Here is a 23,806-nt window from a genome sequence, read left to right as displayed (position 1 = left end):
CTCCACAGTCACAATGAATACGGAGCTCAGTGTAAAACTTGCACAATTGAAAAAGCAGTGTCACTATTGATAAAAATAAGGCCGATAGTGACAAGCAATGAAAACCATCGCGATTCTCGCCCACCCCAATAGCATCGCCAGCGATGTGCTGACCTTGCTGGATTATTTTGAGTTTAGCAATGCACTCTGGCGCTTTTTGCAGCCCGAAAGCCAGCAACAGCTGTTTCATGCCTATGTGGTCAGCCCCGACGCGAAACCACTGCAACTGCACCATGGCCTGCAACTAGCCGTGCAGCCCCATGACTGGAGCCAGGCCGATGCCGCTGTTTTTACACCGGGTTATGCGTACGATGCCAAAGGCCTGCAACAACTGGTCGAGCAATCCAGCTGTTACTATCCGAAGCTGCCGGCTTTGCTGGAACAGGGAGCTATCCTTGCCGCCAGCTGTACCGGCACTTATGCTCTGGCTGGCAGTGGTTTACTCGATCATAGACAGGCCACCAGCAGTTGGTTTTTTAAAGATGTGTTTCAAAGCATGTTCCCACAGGTGCATCTGCAGCTGAATAAAGTGCTGGTGATGGATCAGCAACTGCTGACCGCTGGTGCCACCACCTCGCACCACAATTTATGCCTGGCCCTGACCGAAAAACTGGCCGGAGAGCAATTTGCCCGCCAGATGGCAAAACTGATGCTGACCGATCCCAACCGCAGCTCGCAACTGCCTTACATGGATGCAGACCTGCTACCCGCTAATCCAGCGTTGGATCCGCTGATGAAACAAGCCCGGCGCTATTTGCTGGCCAATTTGGCCGAGCCCTTTTCATTGCAGCAGCTGGCAGACCAGCTGCATCTGACCAAGCGTACCTTGCTGCGCCGCTTTAAAGCGGAGCTTAAGGACACACCGTTGAATTACTTGCAGCGTTTGCGCATTGAGCAGGCGAAGCGCCTGCTGGAAACCAGCCGGATGCCTATTGAACAGGTGGTGCTGCAAGTTGGGTACGAAGATGTGAGCTCGTTCCGAAAGTTATTTCTGCAGTATACGGAGCTGACGCCAAGCCAGTACCGGCAGAAGTTTCTGCTTGAACCGAACTGGAGCTGTTGTCCGCAAAATCTCGACTAAACTAATCAGCCCGGCACTCATCATGATGCAAATTGCTACTATTGTGGCATTACGCTACAATCATTGAAAACTCTACAAGGAATTCATGATGTCCACTGCCAGCATACGTCTTGACCAAGAACTTATCGAGAAAGCAGCGATAATGGCCAAAGCATTGAACCGCACTACCCCCAAGCAGATTGAGCATTGGGCTAAGATCGGTGAAATGATGGAAGACAATCCAGATTTACCCTATGAATTTGTTCGACAAGCCATTATCGCCAAAGCTGAAAAAGAAGCCGGTAAACTGGAGGCCTACAACTTTGGTTAAGATTACGCAGGTTCTTCAAACACCATCATTCAAAAAAACCGTTAAAAAGCTGCATCAAAACCAAAAAGCGGATCTCGATCGTGCCGTTAAAGCACTTATCGAGAATCCGCTTTTAGGTGAACAGAAAAAAGGCGACTTATCCTTTCTTCGGGTTTATAAGTTCATCATGGTGAAACAACTGACTCTGCTGGGCTACAGCTACCAGGATGGCACAGTCACACTTGAACTGATAGCACTGGGTAGCCATGAAAACTTCTATCGGGATATCAAATCGATTTACTAGGTCGCAGCCTCTCCTTCGACCTGCCGCCATTTCTGAGCATCCAGCCCTTTCACAATCAGCCATAGCGCAAAGGTCAGCTCACCAAGAAACGAAAGCACCAGAATGGGAAATACCACGCCGGACAGCGATGGTGCCCGGTCAGGCCAAGACCGATGATCAACAGAGAGGAAAAACCAACACGGGTCTCAGCGTGCCGTGCTTGACTGGCTAACACAAGAATCCCGCTCAATTACCTTAGGTTCAAACACCAATTGCAGCTGCAGCGACTGCTGCTGATAAATATGTTTTAACACCCAGCGGGCGGCCATTTGACCCATGGCGGCGATCGGATAATCGATGGTGGTGAGCTTGGGGTAGGTATAATGACTGAGCATCACGTTATCAAAACCAATAATCGATAACTGCTGTGGAATACTAAGCCCCTGCTCGCGCGCTTCAGTCATGGCGCCGGAGGCCATTTCATCGTTGGCGCAAATCAGGCCGGTAAAAGCCAGTCCTTGCCCCAGCAAGTACTTGATGCCATCGCTGCCGCCACTTTCATGGAAGTCACCTTCAAACAAACGACGCTCATCCCAGTCAATGCCGGCTTCCTGCAGCGCCAGTTTGTGGCCGCGGTAGCGATCCTGGGCATCGGCTTTCCACAAAGGGCCAGAGATGTAACCCAACTCACGATGGCCTTGCTTAAGCAAAACCTGGGTCGCCAGATAGCCACCCAGCTTGTTGTTCAGGCTGATGCAGTGCCCTTCAATCGCCGGTACCTGGCGGTTGATCAGCACAAAAGGAATGTCTTGTTTACTAAGCTGCACCAGGTAGTCATCGGACACAGCTTCGACGTGCAAAATCAATGCATCGCAATTGCGGCTGATTAAGAACTCAATGCCATCGCGTTCGGTGGCTTCTTCACTGTGACCAGCGGCGATAATCACGTGCTTACCCGCGGTGCGAAACTCCGCCTCAATGCTGCTGATCATGGCGCCATAAAAAGGACCATGCAGCTCGGACACCAAAATGCCAATGCTGTTGGAGCGGCTGGACGCCAGCGACTGGGCGATGGAGTTTGGCCGATAGCCAAGCTCGGCCATGGCTGCTTCCACTTTTTTACGGGTTGACTCCCGCACCGGCGTATTCTTGTTCATCACCCTGGACACCGTGGCTAAAGAGACACCGGCCAGTTTCGAGACTTCGTAAATGGTTGCCATCTGTGGTCCTGAGAATCCTTGTACTAAGCACTGAGAGCTAGCTTACCATGCCCGGTTCAAACTGAACCAGTCCCCGCCTGGCGCTGCTGCAAATCGTCCGCCACCTCTTTTACCCGCTGACGGGTCAGGATGTAACGACTCATCACGGCAGCTACCAGCAAGGAAGCAATGGCCGGCCAAATGGTAAAGGACCATAAAATGCCCTGCTGCGTCTCCAAAGTCTGCACCACGTTCGGTTGGTACTTATAAAAAGCCAGCAACCAGCCGGCAAAAGCACCACCCAGAGCCAGGCCTAACTTAATGAAAAAGATAATGGATGAGTACACCAGGCCGGTGATGCGGGTACCGGTTTTCCAGTGGCCATAATCGACCGTATCGGCCATCTTAGCCCATAACATAGGCGTTGCCATCTGCAAAAAGAAGCACCAGCCGAAGTACAAACCAAAGGCCAGCATCCACTGCTCAGCCCCTACAAAGAAGCTGAGCAAACAAATCAGCGCAGCAATGCACTGCAGGCCAATATAGGCCCGCACTTTATCGATGTGCTGGCTGACAAACTGCGCACTAGCGCAGCCAAGAATATTGCCGACCATGCCGAGCGTCATAAACCAGGTGATCCAGTCTTCCCGTCCCAGGTAATACTTGACGTAATAAATCGCTAAGGTGTTGCGCAGCACCATGCCGGTCAGCAACAGCACCGCAGCCACACAAAGTACCCGCCAGGCTTCGTTTTGCCACAGCTGGCCTAAACTGCTGAAGAACTTCAGTTGTTGGTCTTTGGGTGGCTGCACCCGCTCTTTGGTACCAAAGAAACAGAGCAAAAACAGCACCAAACCTAAAATGCTCATTAGCAGCATGGTTAGCTGATAGCCGCGGGCGGCATCGCCCTGCCCCAGCCAGTTCACCATCGGAATAGTACAGGCAGTCACCAGCAAGCCGCCCAGCATGCCAAACACAAAACGATAAGACTGCACTGAAACCCGTTCATCCGGATCGCTGGTCAGCACGCCGCCAAGCGCCGAATAAGGAATATTAATGGCGGTATAAACCAGCATCAGCAAGGTGTAGCTGATAAAGGCATAGATCACCTTGCCCTGCTCGCTGAAATCCGGTGTGGTAAAGGCCAGCACACTGACAAAGGCAAAAGGCAGCGCCAGCCACAGCAAGTAAGGCCGGTACTGACCATGCCGGCTGTTGGTGCGATCGGCCAGTGCGCCCATCAAAGGATCGGTCACTGCATCGATAATGCGCACCAGCAAAAACATGCTGCCAACGATGGCCGGCGAAATGCCGAAAATATCGGTGTAAAAAAAGGTCAGAAACAACATCACTGTCTGAAAGATAATGTTGCTGGCGGTATCACCCAGGCCATAAGCCACTTTTTCTTTTTTTGTTAGCATACCCTGCCCTTACCGGCTTATCGCATTGCGCGTTGTTGTTTATACCTGAACAGCTGCTGCAGCGCCAGACCACTGTCTTTGATGATCCGTTGCTGGGTTGGGTAATCAACATAAACAATACCAAACCGCTTGACGTAGCCTTCGGCCCACTCAAAGTTGTCCATCAGGCTCCAGGCAAAATAACCGGCCACCTGGACGCCTTGCGTCATCGCTTTTTCCACCGCCAGCAAATGCTGCTGGAAATAAGCGATCCGCGCCTCATCCTGCACCCGGCCATCTTGCCCACTACCATCTTGCAGGGTATCCACCATGGCCGCACCATTCTCAGTAATGTACACCGGCGGCATGGTATAGTGCTGCTGCAAGCCACAAAGGATCTCGGTCAAACCCTGCGGGTAAATTTCCCAGCCCATATCGGTCAGTGGCGGCGCTGTCGGCTTCACATCGCGAAACCAGCCTGTAGCGGTCGCTTCGAACACGGTACGGGTGTAATAGTTGATCCCCAGGAAATCCAACGGCTGGGCAATCAGTGCCAGATCGCCTGGCTCTGTATCCGGCTGCTCCGTCTCGGGCAGCTCATCCAACAAAGCCGGATAACACCCTTGCAGCAAGGGCTTAAGATACCAATGGTTGTGGTAGGCATCGGCCATGGCGGCGGCGCGCTTATCGGCCTCGCTGTCCGATGCCGGATAACAAGGGCTGAGGTTCACGACAATGCCATTTTGTGCCGATGGGCAATTGCGCTGCAGCACCTGCATTGCCAACCCATGCGCCAACAATAAATGATGCGCCACCTGGCGCCCCTGTCGCCGGTTCTGCACGCCAGGGGCATGAATGCCGGCTTCATAGCCCAGATACGCACTGCAAAAAGGTTCGTTTAAGGTGGCGTAAGAATACACTTTATCACCGAATGCCCGGCTGACCTTATCGGCATAATCCTGAAACAGCCAGGCCGTTTCGCGGTTCAGCCAGCCCCCCTGCTGCTGAATATGCTCCGGTAAATCCCAGTGATACAGCGTCACAAAGGCTTTGATATTGCGCGCCTGCAAGGCATCCAGCAGCTGCAGATAGAAATTCATGCCCTGATGATTTACCGAGCCATCGGCGTGCAGCACCCGGGCCCAGGACACCGAAAAACGGTAGGCATCGACACCTAAACTTGCGATCAATTCGATGTCGTCTTGCCAGCGATGGAGATGGTCACAGGCCACCAGGCCATCGGAGCCATCCTTGATCCGACCAGGTTGAGCACAAAAGGTATCCCAAATGGTAGGCAGCCGGCTATCAGCGCCCCCCTCAATCTGGAAAGCGGCAGTAGCAACCCCAAAAATAAATTCTGGATCAAGCAGTTGCGATGATTCAGCTAAGGTGATTTTTTTCATCATCTGTTGGTTGGTCTCTTTGGTGGCTGGCAAAAAAATCGACAAAAAATATTGCCATCAGCCTGAGTTATGCTATAAATGAAAGCGCTTACATTTAGTCTAGTCGGTCACTTGGTCAGCGTCAAATGCTTTGATGGTCATTTAAGCAGCATCAGGTAACCAACAACTCACCTCAGGGCGCACAGCCGCTGCTGGTGCATAACAACACAAAACAGGGGGAACATATGGCCACAGCACCAGTAATGGTTACCGAGGCTGAACCGGCAAAGCAGCCAGGTAATTTGCGCTTTGCACTGACGTCACTGACATCGTTATTTTTTATCTGGGGCTTTATTACCTGCCTGAATGATATTCTGATCCCTTATCTGCAGCTGCTGTTTGACTTGAGCTATACCCAGGCCATGCTGGTGCAGTTTTGCTTCTTCGGTGCCTACTTTGTAGTCTCGGTGCCAGCCGGTATGCTGGTCGGACGCATTGGCTATCAATCCGGTATTGTCACCGGCCTGTTGGTCGCCGGTGCTGGCTGTTTATTGTTTTACCCGGCGGCTTCGATTCAGGTGTATGGCCTGTTCTTGTTCGCACTCTTTGTGCTGGCATCAGGTATCACCATTTTGCAGGTAGCGGCCAACCCTTACGTCAGCGTGCTTGGCAAGCCTGAAACCGCCTCATCCCGTCTCACCATGACGCAGGCGTTTAATTCACTCGGCACAACCGTGGCACCATTTTTTGGTGCCTGGTTGATTTTCTCCGGCATGGATGTGTCTGCCGATGCGCAGGTATCACCGACGTCAGTACAACTGCCTTATCTATTGCTGGCTGCTGCTTTAATCGTACTGGCCATTGTTTTTGCCTGGATCAAGCTCCCAAAGCTCGGTCAGAAAGACCGCAGCAACCCAATGCACTTACAAGGCTCGGCCTGGCAGTACCGTCATCTGGTGCTGGGTGCCGTGGGTATTTTTGTCTATGTCGGCGCCGAAGTGGGTATCGGCAGCTTCCTGGTGAGTTACTTATCGATGCCACACATTGGTGGCATGACCGAAGCGCAGGCAGCGCATTACATCGCCTGGTACTTCGGCGGCGCTATGCTGGGCCGTTTTATTGGCGCGGCAGCCATGCAAAAGATCAATGCCGGTAAAGCACTGGCGTTTAATGCGGTATGTGCCGTGCTGTTGCTGGCCATCACCATTCTAAGCGAAGGCAAGCTGGCCATGTGGTCCTTGTTGCTGGTTGGCCTGTGCAACTCCATTATGTTCCCCACTATTTTCAGCCTGGCGATCCATGGTCTGAAGCAGCACACCAGTCAGGGTTCCGGCATTTTGTGTCTTGCCATTGTCGGTGGTGCCGTGCTGCCCTTGCTGCAAGGGGTGCTGGCCGACAGCTTTGGCGTACAACAGGCATTTTTGCTGCCACTGCTATGCTATATCTACATCGCCTATTACGGCTTAAAAGGCTGTATACCTCAATCGACTGCAGAGCAACCCTAAGGAGTTTCAATGACTTTTCTGCCAAATGACACCACTGGCCGGATGCGGAGAATACCGATGGCACTAGTAACGGCCAGCCTGCTGGCGCTGACCGGCTGCAGCCAGCAGCAACCCAGTGACGATACGGCCCCAGCGCAGCAAGGCGATGTTAGCATCTGGCCGGTGATTCAGAGCCCGGTGGCCCAGGATCCTGCAATGGAGCAAGCCATTGATGCACTGCTGGCGCAAATGACGCTACCACAAAAAATTGCCCAGATGATCCAGCCGGAAATTCGCGACATTACTGTCGAAGACATGCGCACCTATGGGTTTGGTTCCTTTTTAAATGGCGGTGGCGCCTTCCCAAATGACGACAAATACGCCACTCCGCAAGACTGGATAGCGCTGGCCGAAGCCATGTACCAGGCTTCGATGGATGACTCCATCAATGGCATCAGCATCCCGACCATGTGGGGCACCGATGCGGTGCATGGCCACAATAATGTGATTGGCGCCACGATTTTTCCGCACAACATCGGTCTTGGCTCGGCTAAGAATCCGGCCTTGATTGAACGCATTGCCGAAGTTACTGCCCGCGAAGTGATGGCCACAGGCATCGATTGGGTGTTTGCTCCCACCGTTGCGGTAGCCCGGGATCCACGCTGGGGCCGTACCTACGAAAGCTACTCGGAAGATCCGGACATTGTACGCAGTTATTCAGCGGCTATTGTAAGAGGATTGCAAGGCGCCGCTGACGCGGATTTCCTGAGCGATCGCCGGGTGATCAGCACCGTGAAACACTTTGTTGGCGATGGTGGCACCACCAATGGCATTGATCAGGGGGATGCTGAAGTCTCCGAGCAGGAGCTGTTTGATATTCATGCCCAGGGCTATGTCGGCGGTTTATCGGCCGGAGCTCAGACAGTAATGGCGACCTTTAACAGCTGGAATGGCAAAAAAATCCATGGCGATCATTACCTGCTGACCCAGGTGTTAAAAGAGCGAATGGGTTTTGATGGTCTGGTGGTGGGTGACTGGAATGGTCATGGCCAAATTCCAGGTTGCACCAACGCCGACTGCCCGCAAGCTGCACTCGCCGGGCTGGATATTTTCATGGTACCGACCGATGCCTGGAAACCGCTGTACTACAACCTGATCGAGCAGGTAGAAAGCGGCGTGATCCCAATGAGCCGGGTTGATGATGCCGTGCGCCGCATTTTGCGGGTGAAAAAGCGGGCTGGCCTGTTTGATAAACCAAGCCCGGCCAATCGTCCACTGGCAGGTCGGCTGGAGCTGATTGGCGCTGCTGAGCATCGGGAAGTTGCCCGTGAAGCCGTGCGTCAGTCGCTGGTACTGCTGAAAAACCAAAACCAGTTGCTGCCACTGGATCCGCGTCAGCATTTACTGGTAACCGGCCCTGGCGCCGATAATATCGGCCAGCAATCCGGTGGCTGGACCATCAGCTGGCAAGGTACCGGCAACACCAATGCCGACTTCCCCGGCGGTACCTCCATCTACGGCGGCATCGCCCGTCAGGTCGAAGCAGCCGGTGGCTCGGTTGAGCTCAGCGCAGATGGCAGCTATCAACAACGACCGGATGTTGCCATTGTGGTATTTGGCGAAGAGCCTTACGCCGAAGGCAATGGCGATATCGACAACCTCGAGTTCCAGCGTGGCAACAAGACCGACCTGGCACTGCTGCAGCAGTTAAAAGCTGAAGGCATTCCAGTGGTATCCCTCTTTATCAGTGGTCGGCCGATGTGGGTCAACCCGGAGCTGAATGCCTCTGATGCCTTTGTCGCTATCTGGCTGCCAGGCAGTGAGGGCGAAGGGGTAGCAGATGTGATTCTGCGCGATGCCAACGGCGCTGTGCAACATGACTTTCATGGCCGTTTGACCTTCTCCTGGCCTGCTACGCCACAACAAGCCGTAGTCAATCGCTTTGATGCCGATTACCAGCCACTGCTGCCCTATGGTTTTGGCCTGCGTTACGGCGATGCCGAGATACTCAGCGACCAACTGCCGGTTGAAGTGACCCAGGATGAAGCCCTGAGCGATCTGGTGGTGTTCGAGCGCGCCCCGCGCAGCCCATGGCAGCTGTTTCTTCATAGCGGTGAGCAGAGCACTGCCGTCACCAGCAGTGTACAGGAACTGCCGGGCCTGTACAGCCGTACCTTCGACCGACTGGTACAGGAAGATGCCCGCCGCTTTGTGTTTGCCGGAGGTCAGATGGCGCGTTTTAGCTTTATCAGTGCCTTCCCACGGGATTTACGCGGCTATGGCGAAGCCAACAGCCAGTTGGTGGTCGAACTGAAGCGTCAGGGCGCGGTGCCGGACGAAGTCTGGCTGGGCATGCATTGCAACGCCGACTGCCAGGGCGCAGTCAATATCGCAAAAGAACTGGCTCAAGTCGCGGAAGGCGAATGGACCCAGCTGGCTGTGCCGCTGCAATGCCTGCAACAACAGGGGTTGTCGCTGCAGCAAGTATTTTCTGCGATGTATCTGGAAACAGAAGGTGCCCTAACGCTTAGTCTGGCTGATGTGCGCATTGTCGCCCAGCAGCAGACAGCGGACAGCATTAGCTGCCCTTAACATGATGAGTGCTCATGTTGTACATCTTTTTTTTACATGAGCACTGTTTTTAAATTTGTAACTTTTGCAATTTTTAACCGGCACTGCATTGACCTTGGTCAAAAATTACACTAAGTTTAATGTAAGCGCTTACATTTTGGCTTGTGTCACGATTGCTTATGACAGGTATAGCAACAAAACCAGGAACTCAAGTTATGATTACAACAACAAGATTCAAGCAGCTCTCGGCCGCCCTTGTGGTATGCGGCCTGATCGGTTGCGACGGGGATGTAAACACCAACTCAGATTTTACTGCTGTCGATCCAACCGAGCCGGTCAGCGACTGGCAGCTGGTATGGAGCGACGAGTTTGAAGGCAACAGCATTGATTTGCGCAAGTGGACCTTCGAGGTGGATTGTCGGGGTGGTGGTAATGAAGAGCAGCAATGCTATACCGACAGCCCGGACAATGCCTTTGTCTCCGATGGCACCCTGAAAATTGTTGCCTTACCGGCTGAAGAAGGTGCAACCAAGCCCTACACATCCGCTCGCTTGAATACCAAGAATCAGGGTGACTGGCGCTATGGCCGCATTGAAGTTCGGGCCAAAATGCCCTATGGCCAGGGCAGCTGGCCGGCAATCTGGATGATGCCAACCGACTCGGTCTATGGTGGCTGGCCCAAGTCAGGCGAAATCGATATTGTTGAAGCCGTCAATCTGAAAGTAGCGGATGAAGAGGGCAATATCGAATCGCGGGTGCATGGTACCCTGCACTATGGCCGTGATTGGCCAAACAATGTCTCCTCCGGCAAAGAATACACCCTGCCCAATGGCGCCAACCCGGCCGATGGTTTTCATACCTATGCCATTGAGTGGGAAGAAGGTGAAATTCGCTGGTACGTCGATGGTTATCTGTACCAAACCCAGATGGCTTCGCAACTGCGCTTTAACAGCCGTGGTGAAGTGGTCGGGTTACGCCACCGCGGCTGGTTTGCCGAGTACTACAACCAAATCACCGGTGCACTTGAAACCCAGTACAACAATGCGCCTTTTGATCAGCGCTTTCACCTGATCCTGAACCTGGCGGTGGGTGGCAACTGGCCGGAAAACGTCAATAATGGCGGCATTGATGCCGATGTCTTTGCCGATGGTCAGGTATTTGAAATCGACTATGTACGGGTGTACCAGTGCGCCTCCAACCCCACAACGGGCAAAGGCTGCGCTACCGTGCGCGCTGGCTACAAAGATGAAAATACCCTGGTCACAGGTATGGCCCCTATCCCATCGCCACCATCGACCGGCATCCCGCAAAATCTGACCATTTTTGCCAATGGTACCACCAACCCTAGCTGGCCGGCCTGGGATTGCTGTGGCGGCTCAACGCCACAACTGGTTGAGGATGACGAGCGTGGCAATGTCTACGAGTTCTTAGTAGGGGCTTCCCCGACTGTGAATGGCTTTATCAGCCGCTCTGCCTTTACCAGCAGCCCGGCAGCTTTTGATGCGTCTCCGATTCTGGAGACAGGCGCGATCCGCTTCGATATGAAAGTGGTTTCCATGCCCAATAACCCGGATGCGGCCTGGTTGTTTAAGGTAGAAAGCAATGAAAATACCACCTTTGCCGAGCTACCACTGAATGCCAGTGTCGAGGGCATGCTGCCGGTAAGTGGCCAGTGGCAAACCTATACCTTCCCACTGCAAATGCTGGCCGATATGGGCCTGGATCCAAGTGCCATTGATGTGATTATGGTGTTTCCGGCCTGGGGCGCCGGCGAAGGTGCTGTCTACCTGCTGGACAATGTTGAAATCAGCGGTGCTGACCAGAGCTTCCCTGAACTGGTGATCTTCGACAACGAACAAAATCTGGATTGGCCGATGTGGGACTGCTGTGGTGGTAGCACCCCGATTGAAGTCATGGATGATGAACAAGGCCTGGTTGCTGAGTTCCAGATTGGTGCGGCTCCCACAGTGATGGGTTTTATTGGCCGCGCCCCGCTGGGCGGTGGCACCCCGTTCGATGCCTCAGCCTTGCTGCATGAAGGGGTGGTGCAATTCGATCTGAAAGTGGTGAATGCCCCCTCCAACCCGGATGCCACCTGGTTGTTTAAAATCGAGTCTGATAATACCGCCACGGAAGTTGAGCTGCCGCTGGCGTCTGGCAACGCAGGCCAAAATCCAGTCACCGGTGAGTGGCAAACCTATACCTTCAGCCTGCAGGCATTGTCCGATGCCGGCCTGGATCTGAGCGCCATTGATGTGATCATGGCCTTTCCTGCCTGGGGTACCGGTGACGGTGCTGTCTATCGCATGAACAAGGTACGTATATACAACCCCAATGCGGCTGGCAATAACCTGGTGCTGTTTGGCAACACAGTCAATGCAGACTGGTCCATCTGGGACTGCTGTGGTGGTTCTACCCCAACGGTAGAAATGGACGATGACAAAGGCCCGAGTGCTCAGTTTGTGATTGGCAGCCAACCCACCGTGATGGGTTTCCTGGCCAATGAAGGCGTCTCTTTTGATGCGACCGCACTGCTAGCCAATGGGGCGGTAAGTTTCGATTTGAAAATTGTTGAGCTGCCGAACAACCCGGCTGCTCCCTGGCTGTTTAAGATTGAATCGGTTGGCGCTGCTACCGAGGTTGAGCTGCCTTTAGCGGAAGGTGGTGCTACCCCGGTTGCCGGCGAGTGGCAACGCTACAGCTTCCCGCTGCAGCGCCTGTTTGATGCCGGCCTTGATATCAGTGCCATCAATGTACTGATGGTATTCCCGGCCTGGGGTGAAGGTGATGGCGCTGTGTATCGCATGGCCAACGTCGAAATCTCCAACAACTAAAACAGACCGACAAGAGTAGAATGATGATGAAAGCAAAACTATTTTCAAAAAACCGCATCGCAGCCGCTGTCTCTGTCGTGCTGTCTACAGCCGCCATGCAACCAGTCCTTGCCGGCGACAATGACGCAACTACCCAGGCCGATGCCATCGAGATCATTGAAGTACGAGGCATCCGTGGCAGCCTGGCCCGCTCGATGGATTTCAAGCGTGAAAGCTCAGGGGTGGTCGATGCCATCTCTGCCGAGGAAATGGGTAAGTTTCCCGATACCAACCTGGCTGAGTCGCTGCAGCGTATTACCGGGGTGTCGGTCAGCTGGGCCAATGGCGAAGGCAGCCAGATCACCGTGCGTGGTTTTGGCCCTGAGTTTAACCTGATCACCTTAAATGGCCGCCAGATGCCTGGTTCGGGCTTTACCCGCTCCTACAATCTGGAGAACCTGTCCTCCGAAGGGGTCAGTGCACTGGAAGTGTACAAAACGGCCCGCGCTGAAAATCCAAGCGGTGGCCTGGGTGCTACGGTCAATATCGTCACTACCCGCCCTCTGCAACGGCCGGGCGAGCAGTTTGCCGTGATGGGTAAGGCACTCTATGACAGCTCCAACGAGAAAGGCGACGACATCACCCCGGAATTTGCAGCGGTGTATAGCAACACCTTCTTTGATGATCGCTTTGGTGCCGCCTTTACCTTTTCGCATCACCGCCGGGATTTCCAACGTCAACAAGCCAATATTCAGGGCTGGCAGGCCAATGTGCCTCTGCCAACACTGGACAGCCAGTTTGTCACCGACGCCCGGCCGCGGGATGCAGAAGGTAATCCAATCGGCAATCATTTCTTTCCAAAAGACATGAACTACAGCATCGAAGATCTGCAACGTGAACGCACCAATGGCCAGCTCACACTGCAGTATGCGCCAACCGATAACCTGACACTCACTATGGACTACACCGCCAGCCGGGCGCTGACCGGTATGGAAGTCATTGGCTGGGGTATTTGGAATGAATTTGGCGGTAACATCAATGGTTACGAGCTGGATGAGCGCGGCACCGCCATTTTTGCTGATATTGGTGGCAATGATGGCTCCTTTACCGCCAGCAAAGGTACCACTGAAGTCAAAGCCCGCTCCATCGGCTTCAATGCCGACTGGCAACTGCACGATGATTTCCGCCTGCAGCTGGATTATCACGACTCCAACAACAAAACCGACAATGGTGCAGACAAAGGGAGCGGCAACTGGGGCCAGGTGATTCTGGGTTCTGACCAATTGGTCACCAAAATTTACGATTACCGCACCGGTGATATTCCACAAATGGAGATTCTGTGGCGTAACGGCAGCACCATGCTGCAGCCAAATGAAATCGACTCCAACTTTGGCCAGTTTATTCACTCGCCCGGCGAGTCGGAAGTGAAGCAATTGCAGCTGGATGGTACCTGGTATAATTCCCGCTTTAACCTGCCACTGCTGGAAATTAAAGGGGGCGTTGCCCGTACCGAGCAAAACTTTGGTGGCTGGGAGGCATGGAGTGGCCTGCGCGGCGGCCCAGGCTTTAACCCCAGCTTTAAAGAGATTTTCCCGGACAGCATGTTTACGCTGAACAGCACCCGCAACTTCCTGAGTCAATTCCAGGGTGGCGGGGCCGATATGCTGACCAACTACTACTACACCTTCGACTTTGATGAAGCGGTGGCCAGGCAGATGGCGTTTTTAACCGCCGATGTGATGGGCAGCGATGCCTTTGTGCCTGATGCCTACTTTAATGGCATCACCAGCCAAAGCTCGGTGAAAGAAGTAACCAACAGCATCTACCTGCAATCGGTCTGGGAATTTGATGTGCTCAATTACCCGGTGCAATTGAATGCCGGTTTACGCTACGAAGAAACCGATGTCACCAGCACGGTGCGCCAGCGGGTGGAGCGTCAGGTCAACTGGGAAAGTGCCTCCGAATGGATCATGCAGTACGAGCAAGGGGAAGAAACCTTCTTAACCCTGACCGGTAAGCACGATGTGTTCTTGCCGATGTTTGACCTGCGGGTAGAGCTGACCGATGATTTAATTGGTCGATTCTCTTGGGGAAAAACCATCTCCCGAGCGCCTCTTGGTGCCTTGGCTGGCGGTCGAAGCCTCAGCGGCAGCCCGCGGCCAGGTGCCCGCAGCGGTGGTCAGGGCAACACCAACCTGCAGCCGTTCGAGTCCAGTAACCTGGATCTGACGCTGGAGTACTACTACGCCGAAGGCAGCTACGCCGCCATTGGTTATTTCCGTAAGAATGTAGACAACTTCATTCAAACCACCATCACCGATATTACCATTGATGGCTTGCACGATATCCTGAATGGCCCGCGCTACAACCAGGCGGTGGCAGATATCGAAGCCCGTGGCGAACAGGCGACCAGTACTGCGATTTTTGAGCAGATGCTGGCCAATGGCCACGGCAATGCCGATGGCAGGATTGAACCCACCGCCCAGGATCCGCTGATTGTCTGGAGCATCAGTCAGCCACAGAATACCGACAGCAAGTCGGTCGATGGGGTGGAAATAGCCTGGCAACACCTGTTGGGTGATACCGGTTTTGGTTTTGGTGCCAATGCCACCTTCGTCAATGGCGATGTCAAGTTTGATACTGAAAGCCTGGAGCAGCAAGCACCGCTGAGTGGTCTGAGCGACTCAGCCAACCTGCAGCTGTTCTACGAAAAAGACGGCCTATCGGTGAAAGTGACTTACGCCTGGCGTGACAGTTATCTGATTGGGGTTGGTCAGTCGCAGGGCTCATCCGATGCTCCGCCACAATTCGCCCGTCAGTACACCCAGTGGGATCTGAGCGTGAATTACGACATCAATCCACAACTGACGGTGTTCTTTGAAGGCATCAACATTACCAACGCCACTGAGCGTGGTTATGGCCGCTACGAAGAGCAGTTCCTGTTTGCCCGGCAGTATGGCCCGCGCTATGCGATAGGTGCCCGCTACCGCTTCTAACCGCCATCCCTGGCACCATGCAAAATGCCCGCTGATGCGGGCATTTTTTTATCTTGTCGCCTTGTAGCGAGTGTGATCAGCTTCAGGCTACGCACTCAGTTATAGATCGTCGTCTTCATCCAGCTCGTAGCCATCTTCATCTTCGAAGTAAGTGCCCCAGCCATCGTATTCAATACCATGTTCGGCGGCCACTTTTTCCAGCCGGATGGCATCGGCCGTAATGGCATCGGCATCCAGCGACTGCTCCCGAATGGCATCAAATACCCAGGCCAGGCTGCCATCATCCAGTTCAATTTCCTCGGCATCGGTCACTTCAAACCCAAGTTTAAACACCTCGACCGCCAGTTGCTCCAGCTTCTTGAAGTCGGCATGGTAAAAATGGTGCTCAATGGTATAGAGCGCATCCGGATCGCTGCCATCTTCCAGTAAAGCCGCGATGGTTTCTTCGGTAAATTCTTGCCAGTTTTCCATAGGGTTAATTCCGCGCAGTAAGACTTTGGGCAGTGTAGTCGCTGGCAAGCTCGCTATCAAGCTCGGCCAGCGTGTCGGCCATCAATTGATGCACTTGCCTGGTAAAAGGACGAATATTTGTGCTTTCATCCAGCACTACCGGCTCCAGCATGGCGATGATGACTTTGCCATTGCGCCAACGGTTCAACTTGATGTGCGCCGTTGAGCTCATGCATACCGGCACCACAGGTACCCCGGCTTGCTGGGCAATATGAAATGCCCCGGTTTTGAAAGGAAGTAAACCTCGGCCGTAACTGCGGGTGCCTTCCGGAAACATCCAGACCGATAATTGCTCATTGCGAATGCGATCTACCGCGCCTTGCATGGTGCCCACCGCCCGGCTGCGATTATCCCGGTCGAGTAAAATATTGCCGCTTAACCAATACAACTGGCCAAAGAATGGGATCAGGCGCAGGCTTTTTTTGCCAATGGTCACGGTGCGGTGCAACAAGGCATTCGGCATCAGAAACAAATCATAATTATTCTGGTGGTTGGCTACATAGACGCAGGGGTGCGCCTCAGCAACCGCCGGATGCCGTCTGATTTCCACTTCAACCCCAAAGATCCGGCCGCACCAGGCATACCAGCGGCCAAACAGCACCACATTATTGGCGTGAAAAGGCCGAAAGAGACAAATCACCAGACCAATCAGGGTGCTGAGTACAATAAAGCACAGCACCAGCAACAAACGCACCACAGCAATCACAAGCAATTTCCTGATTTATTCAAAGCGCACAGTATAGCCGGATGGACATCACAGGCTGGTTTGATCACTGCTGGCGGCAGTGCCTGGCAACAGTTCCATCTGATCAATGCGCTGCAGCCCGCGTGGTAACTTATTGCCTCGCCGGCCACGTTCGCCGCGATAATGCTCCAGATCGGCCGCTTTTAAGCTCAGCTTACGCTTGCCTGCGGTCAGCACTACGCCCCCATCGGCTGGGATCACCGTCATCAGCCGAAGGTATTCTTCGCGGCTGGCCGCTTTGGCGGATGGGATTGACAACATCTTATTGCCTTTGCCTTTGCTCAGCTGCGGTAAGTCCTGCACCGGGAAGACCAGCATGCGTCCTTCGGTAGAAACACACACCACCAGATCCGTCTCGGGTTGGCGAATGGGCACCGGCGGCAGCACTTTGCTACCGGTGGGCAGGCTCAGCAACGCCTTGCCTGATTTATTACGGGTTAGCATGTCATCAAAGCGGCCAACAAAACCATAGCCGGCATCGGAGGCAAACAGCAGCAACTGATCGTCTTTGGCCATAAACACATGTTCAAAAGCCTCGCCGGCGACCAGATTAAAGCGACCGGATAAGGGCTCGCCCTGGCCGCGGGCGGATGGTAACTCATGCGCTTCGACCGAAAAACTGCGCCCGGAGCTGTCCAGGAAAGCGGCGTACTGGTTGCTCTTACCACTGGCAGCCGATTTAAAGCCATCACCGGCCTTGTAGCTAAGGGTGGTGCCATCAACATCATGGCCTTTGGCGCAGCGCACCCAGCCTTTTTCCGACAACACTACCGTCACCGGTTCACTGGGCAGCAGCTCTTTTTCCGATAGCGCTTTGGCTTCGCTGCGGGCCACAATGGGGCTGCGTCTGTCATCGCCGTATTTTTCTGCTGCTTCTAATATCTCGGTCCGGATCAGCTTGGTGAGCTTGGTATTGGAACCCAGTATACCCTGCAGTTTATCCCGCTCTTTGGCCAGCTCGTCTTGCTCGCCACGGATTTTCATTTCCTCCAATCGGGCTAAATGCCGTAACTTCAATTCCAGCACGGCTTCGGCCTGGCGATCGGATAAGCCAAACCGCTCCATCAACACCGGCTTGGGTTTGTCGTGCTCACGGATAATAGCAATGACTTCATCGATGTTTAAAAAGGCAATCAGTAAACCTTCCAGCACATGCAGGCGGTCGAGTACCTTATCCAGCCGGTACTGCAAACGGCGACGCACCACTTCGCGACGAAACACCAGCCAGTCGGTCAAAATCGCTTTTAAATCGCGCACCCCAGGCCGGTTGTCCAGCCCCAGCATGTTCAGGTTCACCCGATAGCTTCTTTCCAGATCGGTGGTGGCAAACAAGTGCTGCATTAACTGCTCGATGTCCACCCGATTCGAACGTGGCACCACCACAATTCGGGTTGGGTTTTCATGATCGGACTCATCGCGCAGATCGGTCACCATCGGCAGCTTTTTCGCCTGCATCTGGGCGGCAATCTGCTCCAGTATTTTGGCGCCGGATGTTTGATGCGGCAGCGCGGTTATCACCACATCACCGTCTTCCAGCAGATAACGGGCCCGCATCCGAATGCTGCCACGGCCACTTTGGTACATGGCAACAATATCTTCTTTGCTGCTGATGATTTCGGCATCGGTCGGATAGTCCGGCCCCTGAATATGCTGCATTAAATCAGCAATGGAGCTGTCGGGCTGATCCAACAACAAAGCGCAGGCGTGCGCTACTTCCCGCACATTGTGCGGTGGAATATCGGTCGCCATGCCGACCGCAATGCCGGTAATGCCATTCAATAAAATATGAGGTAAGCGGGCCGGCAGCACTTTCGGCTCGTCCAGAGTGCCATCAAAGTTAGGCGTCCAGTCGACGGTGCCAGCCCCAAGCTCGGATAACAACACTTCGCTAAAGCGTGATAAACGCGACTCGGTATAACGCATGGCAGCGAAGGATTTCGGATCATCCGGCGCCCCCCAGTTGCCCTGGCCATCCACCAGCGGGTATCGGTAGGAAAAGGGTTGCGCCATCAACACCATGGCTTCGTAACAGGCTGAGTCGCCATGCGGATGGAACTTACCCAATACGTCACCGACGGTGCGAGCAGATTTTTTGTACTTGGCAATATGGCTTAATCCCAGCTCGGACATGGCATATACAATGCGCCGCTGCACCGGCTTTAAGCCATCACCAATATGTGGCAGGGCACGGTCCATAATCACGTACATGGAATAATTGAGGTAAGCCTCTTCCGTAAAGCGGCGTAAGGACAGCTGCTCTATACCGTCTTCAGTAATGATGGTGTCGGTCATAGCGACTTGGTTTCCTCTTGATCTTTGGGAGATGCAGGTGACGGGTTGCGGTGAGCCATGCGCTGCCACAGCAACAGCAGCAACAGCACCAGACTGGTCACGGCAAAAAATGAGGTCCAGCGCCTCTGGTTCAGGCGCTTACGTTCAGCTTCCAACAAAAGCAGAGCCTGCAACTCGTTATCTTTTACCAACAAGTCCCGCTCCGTTTGCTCACGTTCCTGCGCCAGGCTTAACCCTAAACTACTCAACGCCAGCTCATTTGCCTGACTGAAACGGTCCTGATACAAAAAAAACGTTTCTTGCATCGCGAGAAATGCCTGCTCAAACTGGCCCATATTGGCATGCAGTCTTGCCTGCATAAAGTAAATGTTCAAAGGCATGGAGCCACCCTCTGCATCGTCCAGTAGCTCCAACTGCTGCTTCGCCAGCATCAGCTGCTGCAAAGCCATCGAATGCTGTTGCAGCCCACTGTATATCAATGACTTTTCATAGTAATGCACCACAGTGCTTAGTGGCACTTGAAGCAAATGCTTGTATTCATCTGCTTTTTGCATATAAGTCAGGGCGGCATTGTAACTTCCTGCTTCATGGCTGGTAATGGCAAGGCCAAGGTAGGCGTAGTACAGATTCAATTCATCTTCGTATTGCTGGCTCACGGTCAGCATGCGCTGATAGGTAGCAAACGCCTGCTCGTAAAGATCCAGAAAGCTGTAGGTGCGTGCCAGATTGTACAACACGGCAATCTTACTTTTGCGCCAGCCCTGCTCTTTATACATGGCATAGGCTTTATCCAAAAACGGCAGCGCTTCCTCTTCAAGTGTAATGGTGGCATACAATAAACCGAGCTCTGCATTGACTTCAGCTTCCAGCTCCCAATCTTCCAGCACCTTACTTTGTTGATACACGTGCTGAAGCAACTCAAGCGCGTCCTGGTAGTGCTCTTGCGCACTTAAAATGGCAGCTTGATTGATCTGGCCTCGTAAACTCAATACTTCATTGCCCAATTGCTCAGCCAGGGTGATGCCCTGCTGATAGTACTGCTGCGCAACCAGGTAGTTGCTTTGCATCTCAGTAGCAAAACCCAGGCTGTACATCAGTTCTACCCGCAGAGTATCGGCAGCATCATCCAGCGCCAATCCTTTGCGGGCAAAAGCTAGCTGCTGCTGATATTGCCCCATCATGCCATAAAGCAAAGCAAATTCCTGATAAGCCCGGCGCTGCACTTGTCGTGGCAAAGTCGGAATGCTGTCTTCGTGTTGTTGCAGCAGAGCAAGCATGGCCTCCGGCTCCAGCCGCTTTTGCTGATACACCTGCTGCAACCAGTTTGGGGAGCCTGCCGGCACCGCTGCCAGACTCAGGCAATACAGTCCAAGCAGACCAACCATCAACTTTGCAATGATCTTCATCCCAACTCCAGCGAATGTACTTTGTTAACGAGCCAGTATACCTGCATCGACTTCTCAGGCAAGAATCGCCTTATCACCCTTTTGCTCCAGCCATTGGCGACGATCGGTTGAGCGCTTTTTCGCCAGCAGCATGTCCATCAGCTCCATGGTTTGCAGCTGGTCATCGATGGTCAGCTGCACCAGCCGGCGAGTGTTCGGGTCCATGGTGGTTTCGCGCAGCTGCAGCGGGTTCATTTCCCCCAGGCCTTTGAAGCGCTGTACATTGACCTTGCCCTTTTTCTTCTCGGCTTCAATCCGATCCAAAATGCCGTTCTTCTCGTCTTCGTCCAGCGCGTAATAGACATCCTTGCCAATATCGATACGGTACAATGGCGGCATGGCCACATAGACATGGCCAGCTTCCACCAGGGCCGGGAAATGGCGCATAAAGAGTGCACATAACAAGGTGGCAATGTGCAAACCATCGGAGTCGGCATCGGCCAAAATACAGATTTTGCCATAGCGCAACGCCGATAAGTCGGTGGAGTCCGGATCCATGCCAATAGCGACCGAAATATCATGCACTTCCTGCGAGGCCAAAATTTGGCCGGACTCCACTTCCCAGGTGTTTAGAATTTTTCCGCGCAGCGGCATCACGGCCTGAAATTCACGATCCCGTGCTTGTTTGGCCGAACCACCGGCCGAGTCCCCTTCCACCAAAAACAGTTCAGCCCGCTGCAGGTCCTGCGCCGAACAATCGGCCAGCTTGCCGGGCAGAGCCGGGCCGGAGGTGACTTTTTTTCGCACCACTTTTTTCGCTGCTTTTAGCCGCTTCTGGGCATTGCTGATGCAGAGTTCCGCCAGCGCTTCGGCAATCTCGGTATGCTCATTCAGCCACAAGCTAAAGGCATCTTTAACAATACCGGACACAAATGCCGAAGCCTGACGCGATGACAAACGCTCTTTGGTCTGGCCGGCAAACTGCGGATCCTGCATTTTCAACGACAAAATGTAGCTGCAGCGATCCCAGACATCTTCCGGTGATAGTTTAATACCCCGCGGTAGCAGATTACGAAACTCACAAAAATCGCGCAGCGCTTCCAGCACCCCCTGACGCAGACCATTGACATGTGTTCCCCCCTGCGCTGTCGGGATCAGGTTGACGTAACTTTCGGTCACCAGCTCACCGCCTTCTGGCAGCCAGAGCATGGCCCACTCCACCGCTTCCTGGGTACTGTTAAAGTTACCAACAAAAGGCTGCTCTGGCAGCGCGACAAAGTCTTTCACCGCTTCAGCCAGGTAATCGCGGATGCCATCCTGATAACACCAACTGTGACTTTCTTTGTTGACCTTGTCTTCAAACTCGATACTTAGCCCTGGGCACAGCACCGCTTTGGCTTTTAACACATGCAACAAGCGTGGGACCGAAAAACGGGCGGAATCAAAATATCCGGCGTTGGGCCAGAACTGCACCCGGGTACCGGTATTACGCTTACCCACCGTGCCGGTGATGGTCAGCTCCTGGGTTTTCGCACCATCGGCAAAAGCCATCTCATAGACATTACCATCCCGCCGCACAGTCACATCCACCCGGCTGGACAAGGCATTCACTACCGAGATCCCGACACCATGCAAACCACCGGAAAACTGATAATTTTTATTGGAAAATTTACCGCCGGCATGCAAGCGGCAGAAGATCAGCTCGACACCAGACACCCCTTCTTCCGGATGAATATCAACCGGCATACCACGGCCGTTATCGATCACTTCCAGTGACTGGTCTTCGTGCAACACCACTTTAATCTGAGTAGCGTGCCCGGCCAGGGCTTCATCCACGCTGTTATCGATGACTTCCTGTGCCAAATGGTTGGGCCTTGCGGTATCGGTGTACATGCCCGGACGGCGCTGCACGGGTTCAAGCCCGGTAAGGACTTCGATCGAGTCGGCGTTATAGCTTTGAGCTGTCATGGTCGATACATCACCTGTTGTGTTCTAAATTCCTGGGCTTGCAAACAAAAGCGCACAATGGACGGCAGTTGCTGCTCGTAATTCTGATAACTGTGATCGCCGCCCTGCTGCACCTCCAGCTGGCAATGCTGATAAAACTGCAGGGCCTGACGATAATCCAGCACTTCATCGCCACTTTGCAGTAGTACCAGATAATTCGAGGGCTTGGCAAGTGTTGATGGCTCCAGTTGCTGCAACACCGTTATCGCTTGCTCAGATACCTCATAATGGCATTGCCGTACCGGATGAAAATAACGGCCAAGGTGCTGACGCAACAAGCGGTACGGTGCTACTGCCGGGTTAATCAAACAGGCCCGACACGCATGTTGCTCTGCCAGCCAGGTAGCGAGAAAGCCCCCCAATGAGCTGCCAATCACCGCCGTTGGGACCCGCCCGGCCAACAGCTGACTGATTTCTGCCAGGGCCTCGGTTGGGATATAGGGTAAATCTGGCACCAACAACTCAATATCCGGATGATGCTGCTGAAAATAAGCCCGGGTTTGCAGCGCTTTGTGTGATTTAGACGAGCTGGCAAAGCCATGCAAATACAAAATTAAACTCATGGCATGATCCTTTTAAAGTCAAGCTCTATGCTGCCATTGCGCTGAAAGCTCCACTCGCACCATTGCGGTCCTTGCGCATCGGTATGCCATTCCACCGTTTGCTGAAATTGCACTGAAGTCGCCGGGCAACCAACCAGTTCAATACCGTGTTGACAACGCCGATAGGCGTGATGGCAATGACCATGCGCCAAGCCACGCACCTGCGGATACTGTTGCAGCAACTGCCAGAAAGGCTCCGCATCCTGCCAGCCATGGCGATCAATCGAGCTGCCTATAGGCCAAGGATGGTGATGAGCAAAAAGCCAGCAAGGCTGGCTGTGTTGTTTAAGTTGTGCTGCCAGCTCCGTCCGGCGTTCAAGCGGAAAATAGCCGGCAGGGGTTGGCCCACTGCTATCGAGCAGCAGTAAATGCCAGCCGGCAGCATGGAGCGATTTATGAGGTAAAAACGGCGCCTCAGCCAGTAATTCACCCAGTTTCTGGCTATCATCATGATTCCCGGGTAACCAGAACACCGGTACCGGCACAACTTGCATCAGGGCCTGCAAATGCTGATAAGACGCCTCACTGTGATCCTGACTTAAATCACCGGTCAGCAGCAAGGCATCTGGCCAGTTACCAGCCAGCTGCTGCAACACTGCCTGCAACTGATGGTAGGGAGACACGCCCTGGTACAGCGCGTCTGGCTCAGCCAGTAAATGGCAATCGGTCAATTGCACCAAACGAAGCTGGTCTTGCTGAGGGAAATGGTAAGCTAACATTAAACGCCC

At 53.6% G+C, this 23,806-nt stretch carries 17 protein-coding genes; 7 read left to right on the top strand and 10 right to left on the bottom strand.

The window, feature by feature from the left end; genetic code table 11:
- The first annotated feature begins 97 nt into the window (after positions 1-97).
- From QWY20_RS13500 to QWY20_RS13490, 3 genes are all read left to right on the top strand, one after another.
- Positions 98-1,120 carry a GlxA family transcriptional regulator gene (locus QWY20_RS13500; protein ID WP_330129537.1) on the top strand — a complete coding sequence of 341 codons (1,023 nt, stop codon included), beginning with the start codon at positions 98-100 and terminating at the stop codon, positions 1,118-1,120.
- Between the two features lie 88 nt (positions 1,121-1,208).
- Entirely contained in the window at positions 1,209-1,430 is a 222-nt protein-coding gene (locus QWY20_RS13495) for a TA system antitoxin ParD family protein (protein WP_330129536.1), read from the top strand.
- Positions 1,423-1,713 (top strand): type II toxin-antitoxin system RelE/ParE family toxin, encoded by a 291-nt coding sequence (locus QWY20_RS13490; RefSeq protein ID WP_330129535.1) that lies wholly within the window; start codon positions 1,423-1,425, stop codon positions 1,711-1,713. The genes QWY20_RS13495 and QWY20_RS13490 overlap by 8 nt, the downstream gene beginning before the upstream one ends.
- Before the next feature lie 185 nt (positions 1,714-1,898).
- Here QWY20_RS13490 and QWY20_RS13485 read toward each other — a convergent pair whose 3' ends face one another.
- The 3 genes from QWY20_RS13485 to QWY20_RS13475 are packed head-to-tail and all read right to left on the bottom strand — an operon-like array spanning position 1,899 to position 5,694.
- Positions 1,899-2,912, bottom strand: coding sequence for a LacI family DNA-binding transcriptional regulator (locus tag QWY20_RS13485; RefSeq protein WP_330129534.1), 1,014 nt, complete (start codon positions 2,910-2,912; stop codon positions 1,899-1,901).
- Between the two features lie 56 nt (positions 2,913-2,968).
- Complete coding sequence (locus tag QWY20_RS13480) at positions 2,969-4,312, bottom strand: MFS transporter (protein WP_330129533.1); 1,344 nt, start codon at positions 4,310-4,312, stop codon at positions 2,969-2,971.
- 17 nt (positions 4,313-4,329) lie between these two features.
- Positions 4,330-5,694 (bottom strand): GH1 family beta-glucosidase, encoded by a 1,365-nt coding sequence (locus tag QWY20_RS13475; RefSeq protein WP_330129601.1) that lies wholly within the window; start codon positions 5,692-5,694, stop codon positions 4,330-4,332.
- Between the two features lie 224 nt (positions 5,695-5,918).
- Between QWY20_RS13475 and QWY20_RS13470 the strand changes: the two genes are divergently transcribed.
- From QWY20_RS13470 to QWY20_RS13455, 4 genes are all read left to right on the top strand, one after another.
- Positions 5,919-7,178 (top strand): sugar MFS transporter, encoded by a 1,260-nt coding sequence (locus QWY20_RS13470; RefSeq protein ID WP_330129532.1) that lies wholly within the window; start codon positions 5,919-5,921, stop codon positions 7,176-7,178.
- A 57-nt stretch (positions 7,179-7,235) separates the two neighbouring features.
- Positions 7,236-9,749: a glycoside hydrolase family 3 protein gene (locus QWY20_RS13465; protein WP_330129531.1), complete on the top strand. Its 2,514-nt coding sequence runs from the start codon at positions 7,236-7,238 to the stop codon at positions 9,747-9,749.
- A gap of 194 nt (positions 9,750-9,943) precedes the next feature.
- Positions 9,944-12,562 carry a family 16 glycosylhydrolase gene (locus tag QWY20_RS13460; protein ID WP_330129530.1) on the top strand — a complete coding sequence of 873 codons (2,619 nt, stop codon included), beginning with the start codon at positions 9,944-9,946 and terminating at the stop codon, positions 12,560-12,562.
- A gap of 23 nt (positions 12,563-12,585) precedes the next feature.
- Positions 12,586-15,537, top strand: a complete 2,952-nt coding sequence (locus tag QWY20_RS13455; protein ID WP_407935433.1) for a TonB-dependent receptor — start codon at positions 12,586-12,588, stop codon at positions 15,535-15,537.
- A 99-nt stretch (positions 15,538-15,636) separates the two neighbouring features.
- Here the strand turns inward: QWY20_RS13455 and rraB are convergent, their stop codons facing one another.
- Genes rraB through QWY20_RS13420 form a run of 7 tightly spaced genes read right to left on the bottom strand, consistent with a single transcriptional unit; the run spans position 15,637 to position 23,797 of the window.
- Positions 15,637-16,008 carry a ribonuclease E inhibitor RraB gene (rraB, locus tag QWY20_RS13450; protein WP_330129529.1) on the bottom strand — a complete coding sequence of 124 codons (372 nt, stop codon included), beginning with the start codon at positions 16,006-16,008 and terminating at the stop codon, positions 15,637-15,639.
- Between the two features lie 4 nt (positions 16,009-16,012).
- On the bottom strand, positions 16,013-16,753 hold the full coding sequence (locus QWY20_RS13445; RefSeq protein WP_330129528.1) for a 1-acylglycerol-3-phosphate O-acyltransferase: 741 nt from the start codon (positions 16,751-16,753) through the stop codon (positions 16,013-16,015).
- Between the two features lie 48 nt (positions 16,754-16,801).
- The gene (gene parC, locus QWY20_RS13440) at positions 16,802-19,084 is read right to left on the bottom strand and encodes a DNA topoisomerase IV subunit A (protein ID WP_330129527.1); all 2,283 of its coding nucleotides are present in this window, start codon (positions 19,082-19,084) and stop codon (positions 16,802-16,804) included.
- Entirely contained in the window at positions 19,081-20,490 is a 1,410-nt protein-coding gene (locus QWY20_RS13435; RefSeq protein WP_330129526.1) for a tetratricopeptide repeat protein, read from the bottom strand. The genes parC and QWY20_RS13435 overlap by 4 nt, the downstream gene beginning before the upstream one ends.
- A gap of 54 nt (positions 20,491-20,544) precedes the next feature.
- Positions 20,545-22,437 carry a DNA topoisomerase IV subunit B gene (gene parE, locus QWY20_RS13430; RefSeq protein ID WP_330129525.1) on the bottom strand — a complete coding sequence of 631 codons (1,893 nt, stop codon included), beginning with the start codon at positions 22,435-22,437 and terminating at the stop codon, positions 20,545-20,547.
- Positions 22,434-23,039 (bottom strand): YqiA/YcfP family alpha/beta fold hydrolase, encoded by a 606-nt coding sequence (locus QWY20_RS13425; protein ID WP_330129524.1) that lies wholly within the window; start codon positions 23,037-23,039, stop codon positions 22,434-22,436. The genes parE and QWY20_RS13425 overlap by 4 nt, the downstream gene beginning before the upstream one ends.
- Positions 23,036-23,797, bottom strand: a complete 762-nt coding sequence (locus tag QWY20_RS13420) for a metallophosphoesterase (RefSeq protein ID WP_330129523.1) — start codon at positions 23,795-23,797, stop codon at positions 23,036-23,038. The genes QWY20_RS13425 and QWY20_RS13420 overlap by 4 nt, the downstream gene beginning before the upstream one ends.
- Positions 23,798-23,806 lie beyond the last annotated feature (9 nt).

This window comes from Alkalimonas cellulosilytica (assembly GCF_036325985.1).
Classification (GTDB): domain Bacteria; phylum Pseudomonadota; class Gammaproteobacteria; order Enterobacterales; family Alteromonadaceae; genus Alkalimonas; species Alkalimonas cellulosilytica.
The sequence above is the reverse complement of the archived record's forward strand: the minus strand, read 5'-3'. Positions and strand labels throughout refer to the sequence as shown.